The following is a 13,226-nucleotide window of genomic DNA, read 5'->3' as shown; positions in this document are numbered from 1 at the left end:
CCTGTTACGCTGTTGCGGCCATAGCGGCTTTTTGAGGCTTTTCGTTGCGCGAAAGAATCTGGAAGTACACGTCCTCCAACGACGGCGCTTTCGACTCGAATCCGTCTCCGGGACACCCTTCCGCATCGACCGTTACCTGCAACTTGCCGAGATGGAAATGACTTGCGATAACCGTATACTTCCTGTCGTACTTCTCCAGATCTCTTTTGGCGATCTCTTTTATCCACAACCTGTCTTTCAGATGACGCTCCATTTCCGACGGCGCGCCTTCGAGCAGCACCCGGCCGTTACCCATGATCGCCATGTCACTGCAGAGCGTGCTGACGTCTTCGACGATATGGGTCGAAAGAATCACGACCGTGTTTTCACCGAGTTCCGACAGCAAATTGTAGAAACGGTTACGCTCACGCGGATCGAGACCGGCTGTCGGTTCGTCGACGATGATGAGGCGGGGTTCGCCAAGAAGAGCCTGCGCTATGCCGAATCGCTGTTTCATGCCCCCGGAATATCCACCGAGCTTTTTTTTACGGTCCTCCCACAGATTCACTTTCTTCAAGAGCGCATCGACCTGCGCTTTCCGTTCAGACGCCTTGGCGATGCCTTTCAGATCGGCAAGATGCAGCAGAAACTCCTCGGCCGTCAGGGAAGGATAGACGCCGAACTCCTGCGGCAGATAACCCAGCACTTTCCTCAAAGACACAGGATCGCGGGCGACGTCGATACCGTCGAACACGACCGAACCTTCGTCGGCGTCCTGCAGGGTTGCGATCGTTCGCATCAAGGTGGACTTACCCGCGCCGTTTTCGCCAAGAAGACCGAACATACCCTTACCGATCACGAGACTTACGTTTTGCATCGCCTTGACACCGTTCGGATAGGTTTTCGAAAGATTTTTTATCTCCAGTTTCATCGTTTCACTGTTTGTAATTCATAAAAAAACCGTTCTCCCCGCCGCACACAGGCGGATCTTACCAGGCAGCTTCCACGCCTATACCCAGACGGCGAGGCGTACTGACGCTCCCAGCCCGTCCGGGCATACCGATGTAACCTGCTATATTCGTCATATTCAGTTCATAAAAATCGTCGAGCAGATTGGTGCCCCAGACATAAACGGACCAGTTATCTTTACGGTATCCGGCCTTCGCATCGAGAACGTGTCTTTTGGAAAGCCTGGTGACTTCCTCGTCATTGAGCACGCTATAGCTCTCGTCAACCCACCTGAACGTGCCTCCGGCGAAAAACCCGCTGCTGTGATTGTAGTTCGCTCCGACGGCAACGGTCCACTCCGGAGAGTTCGGCAGAGACCTGCCGGCGAGGTCTTCACCGTAAAGCTCGAATTCCTTGAATTCGGAACTGGTATGACCGAGGGCGAGAAAGGTTTCGAGGGCATCGGTCACTGTGGCTCTCGCTTCAACTTCGAATCCCTTGATCTCGGTCTTACCGGCATTGGAGATCAGTTCGTCGAAACCGGGGAAACCGCCCGCCGGAAGATAGGGCACCTGCATATCCTGCCAGTCGATGAAAAAGATATTGCCGTTGAGCGTCAGCCGGTCATTCAGAAGAACGGAACGGAAAAACAGCTCATAGGTGTTGGCGATCTCTTCTTCGTATTCCTCGACATTCTGTAAAATCGACGCCACGGAAATGCCGCCCGACCGGTATCCCTTGGCGTATTTCAAACCCGCGCTGACGTCATCGGTAAAACTATACGTAAGACTTGCCGAAGGAAGAAGCTGATCGTAATCGGCTTCGACGTCCACAGAACCCTCCCTTTCCTCATAAGGGGCAAACGGATCCGTAGAGAACGGCGGAGGGCCATAATAGTAGAAACTGCTGTTGTTTTTCCGGTTTTCGGTGTTGTACCGCAAACCTGCATTCAGCGTGAGGTTATCCAAAATGTCGTAGTCGGCATTTGCATAGAGCGCCGCGACGGTCACTTCCTCACCAAGATCAAATATCGATGTAAACAAACCGTCGGCACCATAGATTGTTCGAACATCTGCTTTCGAGTAATACCCGCCCAGGAGACCCCGAAACCTGTCCCCCTCATAATGCAGCCGCAGATCCTGACTGAATTGACTTTCATCAAAATCGCCGTTGACCCAGAGCAGATCGAGCGCCATTTGATCGCCATCATATGTATAATCGGCGATGTTGAGATCGGAATAGCCTGTGACGGCCGCAATCCTCCAGTTATCGTCGAGACGGAAATCGGATTCAAGCGCGGTAAACCATGACTCCTGTGGAACATATCCTGGCCAGGTCTCCTCATTCAATCTATCTTCAAGATCGTACATGCCGAATTCCGTCGCCCTGGGCTGGGAGTTTGTTTCCGAATCGAAATAGATGCCTGTCAGGTTGAAGGAAATATCCTCGTTGCCCGACGGCTGATAGAGCAGTTGCAGGCGGGCTGTTTTTTCATCAATCGGTGCGATGTCGTCCGCGCCGGTTATCGGATTGACGATGCCTCCATCGCTGTTACGTGTCTCGAGGGCGATCCTTGCCGCGAGCACATCCTCTTCGATGGGGACATTCTGATAGAGCGAGAGGTTCCAGGTATCGAGCTCACCATACTCGGCACGGAATCCACCGTCAAAAGTAAAATCGGGACGGTTGTAGTTGAAAAAGACCGCACCGGCCAGGGAATTCTTTCCCTGCAGGGTGGACTGCGGTCCCCGGAGCACCTCGACAGAGCGGACATCCCAGGTAGACGGCTTTATGTACTGGCTCATCAATCCGCCCAACGCCACCTGATTGAGATACACCGCAGCAAGCTGATTCGTCGCATCGAATGATGCAAATATACTGCCCTGATTGATACCACGAATACTGAACAAACCGCCCATAGCCGCCATTCCTTCGCTGTTCACGTTGGCAACCCTGTTGAGCACATCGTCGATGGTCGCTATAGGCTCGTCCTTCATTCTGCTCTCATCGACAACCGCGGCACTTGTCGGTAGATCCTGAATATCACGCCCCACCTTGTCGCCGACCACCTCGATGCCTTTCATAAGGTGCTGCGGTATAATTTCAGGTGTTTCAGCCACCGTACTGGTCAGAGAATCGGCCTCTGCTGCAGAGTCCGTCATTTCGTTTTCCGCCCGAACCAACCCGGTAAGCGCAACCTGCGCGATCAGGCAACACGCAAGCCCTTTTTTTACTACAGTTACAAACATCTTTAATACTTCTTTTATGGGCACCTCTATTAATTTGCTGCGCATCATGATTACTTCGTTGATCAGTGCTCAAAATCCTCATCCCGACCTGTCGGGACTCCGGTTTCGAAGTTTATCCCGATTCAATCGGGACACCGTTCGCCTCGTGCTCGAGGCACTCGCGACAATTTATAGCGGCTTCCTTATGCTCTAGGTTACTGCTTGATTAACGAGAAACTTCATATTCACGAGCGTGTCCGGGTCACAACACGCATACCAGATAGCGCGCCGGCCCTCTCTTATCACGTTTTCTTTCTTGCAATATCCATCTCCATCGGCATCATCGGCGTCTCAACAGTCATGCTGTCTACCGACGCAAAGCCTGCCCGGTGTATGGCACCGGCAATTTCACCCTTATGGAATACCTGGTTGAAACCCGTAAGCGCATAACTCAAATTTTCCAGAACATAGAAATCAGGCTTCGTCCCTTCATCCGTAAGCCCTTCGGCAAGACTGACGAATACTCCGCCCGGCACGAGAGCATCATGAATCTTCATCATCAGCCGATCCAGATCCGAACGGGCGAAATTCAGAGTTGAGCTCGCCCAGATCAGATCGTATCCTTCACCGATGGAATCGGTCAGGTAATCGCCGCTTTTAACAGAAATTCTATCACGCAAACCATATTCGGCTATGAACTCCTCAGCCACGCGAAGTACTCCCGGCCGATCGAACACAACTCCTTTCATGGACTCACTTTCAGAGACGATCCCGATACAGTATAAACCGGGGCCGCCCCCGAGATCGAGCATGTTGTCAAAGGATGAAAATCCCTCGATACCGGAAACGATTCCCGCAATACCCTGCATCATGCCCCCCTTATGATAATTGCCAACGGTACGAGCATAGTCGACCCAGATCTCTTCATTACCGAAACCGGAATGATCGACAAAGGGCCCGTCCTTAATAAGCCGGGTCATATCGGAGACCACGTCGGCTGACATGCGATGCATCAAAAGCAGTATCTTGCCGATATAACTCGGGCTTTCACTGTTGAGCAACTCGTCTGCCCGCTGCGTATTGCAGTACCGTCCATTCTTCTTCTCCAGCAACCCTACCGAAGTCAGACTGTCGAGCAATACCGCTGTATTTGACGGATGACTTCGCAACGTTGCGGCAATCACTTCACCAGGCTGAGGAAACGAAAGATGATCGAAAACACGTAATTCAAGTCCGGTCAACAGCGCCTGAGCTTGCATCCGGCCTGTGAAAAGCTTGTAGACATAACGGTGCATATCTATCGAATCATTTGACTTTTTTTTCATACCTCCTCTCATCCATTACTATTGATGAATCACTGCTATTGAAGAGCATAGCGCTTGCCTACTCCAGATCATTTACTACAAGTCAATAATTATCAATCATGCGCATGACCAATTTTCGACAAGAATATAATGTATTAATATATAATTAGACTAATTATAATTAAATAAATTAAAGCCACAGGAATCATCCTCTCCCTCCTGCTTGCATTCAGAAAAACCAATCCTGGCAAAACAATCAGTCAAAACACAACAATTGCAGTCCCTGTATCGCCCAGGACTGCAACATGTCCATATCCGATTTTCATTTAATCCCCGGCTGACAGAAGACACAGAATCCTGCCTTTCGAGGAATACATAAACTCATGTATCACTTTTCACCCATTTTTCGGCAAAGACACCAACTGTAATTCCCGGCACCGTACAGAGAACGATTCCTGCAAGCCCGAATGGAATTTCTTCGTGGACCGTCAGATGAAAGGCACTGCCCAACAAGCCTCCCATAGCCATCACCACCCCAACGATCACCGTCCTCCACGCCATACTTTTCGGCCCGAAAGCAACGGCAGAATTACCGGCCCCATCAACAAGGCGAGCCAAACTAGGGCAACATAGAACATCGCCCCACTCATCCCTTCATGTGCAGGAAGCATTGCAGTTTCTGCAGTGGAAGCAAGAGTAGCCCCTTCAAGCTGCATTGCGCCGATCAACCCCTCTCCCCAACTGAAAGCTGAAAACGTTATGCAACGACATATGCGCAAGCATACCTGCAACACGAAGCATGAACAATCAGGCAATCTGCACTCGCAAAAAAGAATCAGTACTCATTTTTTAACTCCTTTTTATTGTTTTCGTTTACTATTGCATGCGAAAACAAACCTCGTCAAGGATTCTGCCAAGTATCCCGCTTGCCGAAACAACCCTGAAATCCTTCGACTCGATTGCTGTAATCGCCATACTTGTCACGAACACCGATCTGTACAACCGCTTCCGTTCCAAGGCTCCCACAGAAATCGACAAAGCCTCACACATCAGCATATCATCCTCATTCAACTCACAGCACCTGGACACCCGTGCATAAATTTCTACCTGAACCGAACAAGGCCTTTGTACAACTTTTTATTTATCAGTGTGACCGCCAGCAATGTCGATCATAATCAACACGTCAAAAGTGACAAAATTTTACTTAGTTTAAATAAATATAAAATTCACAAAACAACATATCCCTGCTCTTGATAAAAGAGACACATGCTTGAAGACCCCCTATCAGATCACTCCTCTATGACCTACTCGGCATCCTTTGTTTTTTTGGCAGCCAACAACTGGATTGGAAAAGCAACACTTTCATCTGGCTGTAGTATGGTGATTTCTCCAAAACCCGTTTCACCGAGAGCATCTTTCAATGCATTTACAGATAATTTATACACAGGATATCCCCTGGCTTGCGTCATCAGCTCGACCATGGCAATTGTCAAGCCGCATTCTTTCTTTGAACAAGACGCAATGTGACTTGAAATAAACAATCCACCTTTTTTCATGGAACCGTTCACTTTTTTCAAAAATGCCCGCAAAACCGCTTCCTCTCTACACTCATACAAAAAGCGGGAAATGAAAAACACACCATAGTCATTCCCCAGCGAGCAATCCCCCAAGCCGTTGATATCATGATATGTTATCCGATCGAAATTCTCTTCCCGACACTTCAGTTCTTTTGCCAGAGAGCACACCTCCGGCAAGTCGTAGACATGAGAATGAAGGTTGCCGTTTTCATGCAAGAACGCAAAAGAGTAGTGACCTGTCCCCCCTGCAAAATCACACATTTTGATTGCACCGTAAAAATCCGGCATACTCTTTATAAATGAAACTGCCGCCTGTATCTCCCCTGCTTTAGCACTTTTCTCCATAGCCAGAACAGCATTTTCCGATACCCACATCCCGCTATTGAACCTTTTGGTCTCTCCCTTCAAGGCCTGCTTCAAACCGTCGAACGGACTGGTACCTTCGGCAAACATTCTCACCGCCTCCAACTGGTTAACAAGAGAATTACTCACCAGATATTCTTCAGAAAGAACCGTAAGACTGTAATAGCCATCCTGCTCTTTCATAAAATCAATGGCCACTAAAATTCGGAGCAGAGCGCCTGTAATACGCTCGTCGGTATTCAGTTCTTGTGCAAGATCTCTCAAGGAAAGCGACTTACCCGAGAGCGCATCAAATAATCCAGTTTCAACCGCACTGTTTATTATTTGAGGCAGGTAACTTTTATACAACAGATTGTTAATCTGGCTGTATGGAGAGTTTAAAACCGGTAATTTCATAAACCATCCTGATATTATTATTCACGCATCAGTTAATTATAAAAAGTCTAAATAAAATAACAACCAGAACCACAATTCACATATTTTATTCTTTTTACAGTACGCTTTCAGGCTCTTTTTCACGGCATGATTCCGCAACCTTCTGTTTATAGGAAACAGTTTCACTACCGAACGGTTTGAACCATGCCAAAAGGATAGGTGTAACGAAATAATCGACAACCAGCGCCGTCAAAATACCGCTACCTATCAGTAACCCCATGTTGAAAAACACATGTGTAACCGACACGAGATACGCTGAAAACCCGAGAATGAGCACCAGAGAAGTCAGGAATAGAGCTGAACCGACAGCAGTGAACACCCTCTTGCAACTTTCCCTGTAGCTACCTGTCCGAACAAACTCGAGCTGCGCATGATTGATAAAATGAATGGTATCGTCAACTGCGAGTCCGAGCAGCATCGGCATGATCGTTACGGTCATCATATCGAGCGGAATATTGGCATAACCCATGATTCCGCCGACGACAAGAGCTGGAGAAACATTGGGAATCATGGCAATCAAACCGGTTTTCAAGCTACCGAAAACCAGCGCCATCAGCACGGCAATCGCCCCCATAGCAAGAAAAAACGATGTAATCTGACCCCAGGTCATATAATCCTGCATAACCGTAAACTGCGAAACAGCACCAACAAGCAGCACTTTAGCGCTGGGAAACAGCTCCTTGCCCCTATCCTGTATCACCTGAAGCTCTCTCATCGCTTCCCCTGAATTGTAGTCACCCAGTTCGACCATCAAACGCACACGTTGGTAATCATAATCCGCCCATTTCTCCACCTCGAGTCCTCCTGCATTTTCGTAAAGCAAGAGAAGCTGCGCAACCATCTCCCTACTGTCGGGAATACGGTGATATTCCGGCAGACCCGCATTGAGCGACTGATTCATATCTTTGATGATATCGACGATGGAGGTCACTTTTTTTGTCAGCGAAAACGCCTTGACCTCTTCAACAAGGCCATCGATCTTCCTCAAATTTTCCGGCTCGAGCACATCGCCCGGATTATCGAACTCGATTGCCGCATCATAGGAGTACAATGAACCGACCTTACTCTGTCCGACTTCGTATACCCTATTGACATAGGGAACCTTGAGCCCGAAAGTACGCCGAACGTCGAACGACACCTCGAAGCGGGAGATCCCTGCAGTACAGATGACGACAAGAATCCCGAAAACACTCATTGTCAGTGCTGGCCGTGCAAACACATGATCACCCAGCCATACCATGAGACGCCCAAGAACCCCATCATTCTTTCCACTCTCGACAACCACAGGCCGACGGTCTTTTCCGAAGCTTAGAAGTGTTGGAAGCAAAACGATCGCCAGCACGTAGGTCACACCGACCAATGCCGCTGATGTCATACCGACAAATCGGATGGGATGTAACGGAATGAAAAGAAAAGATATCAATGCAACCATTGTGGTCAGGGCACTGAAAAGCAATGGCCAGCCTGTCTCCTCAACCGCATAGAGCACTGCATTTCGACGGTTGCCTGTGCTGAAAAACGATCGTTTGAAGTGATTGAAAAGATGGATGGCATACCCCACGGAAACCGCAAGTCCCAGAAACACCGGCATAAATATCATGGAAGGGTCGAAAACCACCCCCAGATGTCCCTGTAAACCAAGCACGATCACAATACCTGAAAGGGCACTTAACAAAGGAAACACCACCCCGCAGAAACTTCGCAGGGAAAAACCGAGAATCAATACCGTAAATAACAGACACAATCCGAACAAACGCACGATTTCTCCACTCAGGAAACTCTGCTTGTCGACATTGATTACCGGGAGACCGCTTGTCAACGGATTGAGCGAGCGATACTTCTCCTGCCCTGCGATCTCGTTGACCATGCGGCCGACAATCACCTCGGGATTTTCAGCATAATGATCCTTCCAGTCATCCGGAATCGGTTTCATTCTCAGCATTACCCATGCCAGGCGGGAATCATCCGAAAAAATACGGTTCTTCATGAGGGGTTTTGCAAGTGCTTGCTGGCGAATCTTATCGAGCTCCTGAGGATCTTCAGGGATCTCCTCAGGAATCAACTCACCGATTTCCAGCCCATCTTCCGTACCCCGACTGAACTCGAAATCGGTCAATGAAATCACATCGTCGGCATATGGCACCCGGTCGAGAAGCTCGTTGCTCATCTCCCGGATCTTTGACAGCGCATCGACAGCAAAAACATCGTCGGCTTGAACCAGAACAGCGCAATACTGATCACTACCGAAGATTTCCTCGAATCGCTCTTTAGTGACAAGCAATTCGTCATCCTCCAGAAACCAGTTATCCATGTCCACATCGGTCTGAAGCTGCCTGAGCCCTGAAAACGAACCGCCGAGAATTAGAAGAAACAAAATAATGTTCAACCAGCGGTACTTCAGAATCCACTCTCCGAATACACGAAAACGTTTGTTTATCGATTCTATGTTCAACATGAGATAATTGGTTTGTATTAAGGGAACCTCTATTTATTGTCGAGAGCCGTTCAAGCGCATGACGAACGGAGTACAGAAACCCCTTTCTAACCGCTCAACGAAGCGATTGAATCGCGGAATAAAAAAATCGAGATGCCTTAAAAACTGTACTTCGCCTTGACCCATATCTGCGAATTATCACGGTACCGTCCGAAAGAATTCCCGCCACCGCCAAACACATCGACTCCGGTAAAAAGATGCAGATCATCTCTGACCGCATACTCCGCTTTGATTTGATCGAAAAAATCCTGCTCCCCGATATCGTAATAAAGCATGTTCGAAAGCGTCAGAGTCTGCCGCATCAGCTTTTTGGAAACATGCAACGTCGCAGACATGGCATGCTTTTCAGCCGCCATTTCAGACTCATGATTCATAACGGCCGTACCCGTCAACTGTGTAATCACCGACCAGTCATTTCCCGGAGTCCAGTCGACTCCACCGAGCCACTGCAATGCGTTTTTCTCCAGTGGATTCCCGGTAATGCTCCGTGGCTCGAAAAAACGCCCCAGATAGTAGGCAGCCTCTCCTCTGAAAACGAAGTCCGACAAGGGGCGGGAAAACTCCAAACCGAAAACCGTCATACGGCGATGCTCAGGCGAAAAATGAATCTCGACCTCTCCCTCATCACTGCCAGTGATTGTCCGGTACATGACAGGATTGTCGTCCCAGGTGTGGAATACCGAAACCGCAACATCGAGACCAGACCAGAATGCAGAGACCTTCAGCGCAATTTCACTGTTTTCCAGTGACGTTTCCGGTTCATCTACCGGAGAAACCATTACCCGCACATCATCCGGAATATCCTGTTCCAGGGCCCAGGGATTATCTGCAGAAGGCTGAACAGCCGCCCTGAAAACGGGAATCCAGATCAACTCCACATCGACCTCGTCACCCAGTAACCTGAACATGACGGCATCTACGGGGAGTCGAATTTCCTCGAGATCCCGAGTGATAAATTCGGTGTAATCCGGTGGCGAAACAATATCAGTGATCTGTACGCCATCGGCTTTACCCCAGATGATCACCTGGCGGCCGACACGCACATCCCATCCTTCAGCAGTGTATTCCGCCCAGATTTCGTGCAGATCGATCCCTGTTTCATCCTCAACCCTCCAGTTTTTCTGGGCATCGACGGAAAGGTGTGCATACACATCGTCAACCTCGGACGATAACTTGAGACGTCCCCAAACCCTCGACACCAAAGCATCGTGAGGAGAACGATTTCGCACGGACCGGGCACCTTCGACCCATCCGTCGACTTCCACCCATTCCATCCACGAGCTCTCATCCGCAGCCGATGCGGAACCAGTAAACGGTAAATACCCCACAGCCACGACAAGAGCCTGCAGCAACTTCTTTTGCCAATTCAATGAATGCGGCCCCGTTGAATGGATGACACCCTGAACAGCTTGTCACCGAGTCCAGTGTCATACCGCATGGCACTGAACTCCATCACTGTCTTGTGATTCCTGACAATATTCTCCATCTCCGAATGCCTGACTGTCCAGAAGCCTCCCTCTTTACCGAAATCAACCACCCTGTACACCTTGAGGAGGCCATCTTTATCATAGTATTCGGCCTTCAGTATCATATTCTCCTCTTTGCTCACCCATAAAACCTTACGGGTATACATATCACCCGGGTCGACCGGGATCGATTCGATTTTCCAGCACATCTGTTCTCCGACGGCCTCTTCACCCTGCAACGTATGAGTATCCTCGTCCACATGACGATCTCCCATGTCGTCATACGTGAAATCACTGCCCATAAAGTATTCGTTTTTCGAAGCTCCGCTGATACGCCGAACCTTCTTCATGGCCGGCATATACAGCCACTTGTCATCCTCCCTCGATGGATCATCATATTCCCAGGACAGAAAAGCAGTCCCTTTGACGTCTGCCGGTCGATCGAAAACCATGACCGATTTTTTATCTTTTCCATAGTCCTTCGAGTATGAAGAAACCTCACGAATCCGTTTGCTTCCACGCTTGTTTACCAGAGTCATTTTCAAGACCGATGTCCGATCATCACCATCTGGTCGCTCATCCTCCATCACCATCACATCATACCCTGTCACCCCAACTGTTTCAGCAAAGACGATATTCCGGTCTGAAGGAAACAGCAAAGCTGAACACATCAGTGCAAAAAGAGTTTTTTTCACCATTGGTAACTCCCGTTTAAAAGTTTTGAAAAAAAGTAGTACCGGAATAAATTCTACGCTAACGGATGGCGAACAGAGTATGACGATCGGCGAAAGTTTGCTTGAATTGAAAGGTTTCCAAAAGGTTAACAACAGCGGAAAACTGCCTTCTCCCCGTGCTGAAAACACGGAGTAAATAACAATGTGGGAGCTGCACCTTCTATCCATGAAAAGACATCGGTTCAGCAACCTTTTTTTCTGCGACAATCGGCACCGGGCGATACGCCGAAATGATGCTTGTATGCTTTGGCGAAATGACTGAGGCTTGAATACCCGACAGAATAAGCGGTTTCGGTTACGGTCAATCCCTGATTTTCAATCATGACCCGAGCCTGCCTCAGCCGCTCATCTTTCAGATACTGGAAAACCGTTTTGCCGAACATCTGCCGAAAACAACGATTGAGTTTGGGATGTGACATACCCGTCACTGCAGCGAGCTCATCGAGATGCGGGGGAGCTTCGAGATTACTCAACAGCAGGTTTTTTGCAAACTCCGTTCGATCTCTATCCCCAGGATGCATAACATGCTCTCTTATCTGATGCGTTGTTTCAGAAACAGATAAGTGCTTCAACCGATATGCCATCAGCTCGAGGGAACGGCTCTCCAAAAAAAGCTTTCGTGCAATACCACGATAAGGACAGTCAACAATCTGACGCAAGGCAATATGCATAGAAGGCGTAATCCCCCTTATCCTTCGAAAAATACTGCCGTCCTGTTCTTCGAAAATCCTCTGAAAAACCGATGGCAAATGACCGATATCATCCTCGAAGTAGGAAAAAAACATCTCGGGTCTGATGGCGATAGATACACTTCTCAACTGAGTTCCCGCCTTAACCTCGCCGAATCCGTCCAGCTTTTTCATATAGAGGAGATACTGATGTTCACTGCAGAATTCCAATTCCCTCTCCGGCTTTCCTACAACCGCTTCATAGTGCCCCGATAGATAAAAACCAAAAAGAAGAAAAGAAGGACAACCTTGAAATGAAAAGCAGGTATCCCGTCCAAACAGAAAATCAGTAACCCAAAGCTCAAACCCATCCCGAATTATTATCCTGCGGATCATCCCCCGACCGATACTTTTCGGAGAATACCAGCAGTGCTCGAAGCTATCCGGCCGAGTATGGGAAAAGCCGTCTGTTATATGGGTATCGAAACCTTTTTCCCAACTGTAATGCGTTACACCACAACCTGCCATCGGTACTCTCACTGCATCCCCGTCATAAAAAGACAATGGCTTTGCAAAAACGGCAGATAAAATCTATCTATACGTCGCTATAAGCCTTAATTGCCTCACTGTTTACCGCAACATGAAACGAATCGGAATCATTAGCCACACCTTGACCGGCTTCCCGTGCTGAATACCAGGCGAATATTTTGATTTCATAACAGCCTCGATCGCCGACTTGTCAAAAACCTTTTGATCGGACGGCTCACGTTTCATAATCTTCGCCTTTATCGGTTTCCCCTTCTCTGAAACCAGGACACTGACAAACACCTTCCCCTCGATGCCTGCACGACGGGCTGACGCAGGATAACGCGGCTTCCTCTGACGGATAAATGACGGCATCGTATCAACATTCGTAAATATCTGGGAGTCACCGATACCGCCCTCGACCCCCTGCGGCTGATGAATGGCCTTCCTGATCTCCTTCTGCGTCGCGAGCGTCTGTTCCGGCGGCGCTTCTTCTTTCTTGACT

At 48.8% G+C, this 13,226-nt stretch carries 12 protein-coding genes; all 12 read right to left on the bottom strand.

All coding sequences use genetic code 11. The annotated features are described in order from the left end of the window. Positions 1-4: 4 nt before the first annotated feature. The gene (locus QZ209_RS12485; RefSeq protein WP_294348584.1) at positions 5-910 is read right to left on the bottom strand and encodes an ABC transporter ATP-binding protein; all 906 of its coding nucleotides are present in this window, start codon (positions 908-910) and stop codon (positions 5-7) included. 58 nt (positions 911-968) lie between these two features. Beyond that, a complete protein-coding gene (locus tag QZ209_RS12480) occupies positions 969-3,176 on the bottom strand; it encodes a TonB-dependent receptor (protein WP_294348582.1) in 2,208 nt (735 codons plus the stop codon). A gap of 281 nt (positions 3,177-3,457) precedes the next feature. After that, positions 3,458-4,480: a methyltransferase dimerization domain-containing protein gene (locus QZ209_RS12475; protein ID WP_294348579.1), complete on the bottom strand. Its 1,023-nt coding sequence runs from the start codon at positions 4,478-4,480 to the stop codon at positions 3,458-3,460. Between the two features lie 360 nt (positions 4,481-4,840). Continuing rightward, complete coding sequence (locus QZ209_RS12470) at positions 4,841-5,020, bottom strand: hypothetical protein (protein WP_294348577.1); 180 nt, start codon at positions 5,018-5,020, stop codon at positions 4,841-4,843. After that, positions 5,002-5,238: a hypothetical protein gene (locus QZ209_RS12465; protein ID WP_294348576.1), complete on the bottom strand. Its 237-nt coding sequence runs from the start codon at positions 5,236-5,238 to the stop codon at positions 5,002-5,004. The genes QZ209_RS12470 and QZ209_RS12465 overlap by 19 nt, the downstream gene beginning before the upstream one ends. 97 nt (positions 5,239-5,335) lie before the next feature. Continuing rightward, positions 5,336-5,515, bottom strand: coding sequence for a hypothetical protein (locus QZ209_RS12460; RefSeq protein ID WP_294348573.1), 180 nt, complete (start codon positions 5,513-5,515; stop codon positions 5,336-5,338). Positions 5,516-5,763: 248 nt separating this feature from the next. Beyond that, positions 5,764-6,795 carry a methyltransferase dimerization domain-containing protein gene (locus QZ209_RS12455; protein ID WP_294348570.1) on the bottom strand — a complete coding sequence of 344 codons (1,032 nt, stop codon included), beginning with the start codon at positions 6,793-6,795 and terminating at the stop codon, positions 5,764-5,766. A 94-nt stretch (positions 6,796-6,889) separates the two neighbouring features. Continuing rightward, positions 6,890-9,289 carry an MMPL family transporter gene (locus QZ209_RS12450; RefSeq protein ID WP_294348568.1) on the bottom strand — a complete coding sequence of 800 codons (2,400 nt, stop codon included), beginning with the start codon at positions 9,287-9,289 and terminating at the stop codon, positions 6,890-6,892. 137 nt (positions 9,290-9,426) lie between these two features. Further along, on the bottom strand, positions 9,427-10,698 hold the full coding sequence (locus tag QZ209_RS12445; RefSeq protein ID WP_294348565.1) for a DUF1302 family protein: 1,272 nt from the start codon (positions 10,696-10,698) through the stop codon (positions 9,427-9,429). Then, positions 10,695-11,492 (bottom strand): outer membrane lipoprotein-sorting protein, encoded by a 798-nt coding sequence (locus tag QZ209_RS12440; RefSeq protein WP_294348563.1) that lies wholly within the window; start codon positions 11,490-11,492, stop codon positions 10,695-10,697. Before QZ209_RS12440 ends, QZ209_RS12445 begins: the two co-directional genes overlap by 4 nt. 218 nt (positions 11,493-11,710) lie before the next feature. After that, the gene (locus tag QZ209_RS12435; RefSeq protein WP_294348561.1) at positions 11,711-12,724 is read right to left on the bottom strand and encodes an AraC family transcriptional regulator; all 1,014 of its coding nucleotides are present in this window, start codon (positions 12,722-12,724) and stop codon (positions 11,711-11,713) included. 102 nt (positions 12,725-12,826) lie between these two features. Beyond that, the coding region (locus tag QZ209_RS12430; RefSeq protein ID WP_294348558.1) for an energy transducer TonB at positions 12,827-13,226 on the bottom strand (400 nt) is incomplete at its 5' end.

The sequence above is a fragment of the Prosthecochloris sp. genome, assembly GCA_015482705.2.
GTDB lineage: Bacteria > Bacteroidota > Chlorobiia > Chlorobiales > Chlorobiaceae > Prosthecochloris.
The sequence above is the reverse complement of the archived record's forward strand: the minus strand, read 5'-3'. Positions and strand labels throughout refer to the sequence as shown.

Excerpts from the sequence above, each read along its gene's own strand:
- QZ209_RS12485 (WP_294348584.1), bottom strand. The coding sequence starts at position 910 with ATGAAACTGGAGATAAAAAATCTTTCGAAAACCTATCCGAACGGTGTC.
- QZ209_RS12450 (WP_294348568.1), bottom strand. The coding sequence starts at position 9,289 with ATGTTGAACATAGAATCGATAAACAAACGTTTTCGTGTATTCGGAGAG.
- QZ209_RS12480 (WP_294348582.1), bottom strand. The coding sequence starts at position 3,176 with ATGTTTGTAACTGTAGTAAAAAAAGGGCTTGCGTGTTGCCTGATCGCG.
- QZ209_RS12440 (WP_294348563.1), bottom strand. The coding sequence starts at position 11,492 with ATGGTGAAAAAAACTCTTTTTGCACTGATGTGTTCAGCTTTGCTGTTT.
- QZ209_RS12435 (WP_294348561.1), bottom strand. The coding sequence starts at position 12,724 with ATGGCAGGTTGTGGTGTAACGCATTACAGTTGGGAAAAAGGTTTCGAT.
- QZ209_RS12460 (WP_294348573.1), bottom strand. The coding sequence starts at position 5,515 with ATGCTGATGTGTGAGGCTTTGTCGATTTCTGTGGGAGCCTTGGAACGG.
- QZ209_RS12470 (WP_294348577.1), bottom strand. The coding sequence starts at position 5,020 with ATGGCGTGGAGGACGGTGATCGTTGGGGTGGTGATGGCTATGGGAGGC.
- QZ209_RS12475 (WP_294348579.1), bottom strand. The coding sequence starts at position 4,480 with ATGAAAAAAAAGTCAAATGATTCGATAGATATGCACCGTTATGTCTAC.
- QZ209_RS12455 (WP_294348570.1), bottom strand. The coding sequence starts at position 6,795 with ATGAAATTACCGGTTTTAAACTCTCCATACAGCCAGATTAACAATCTG.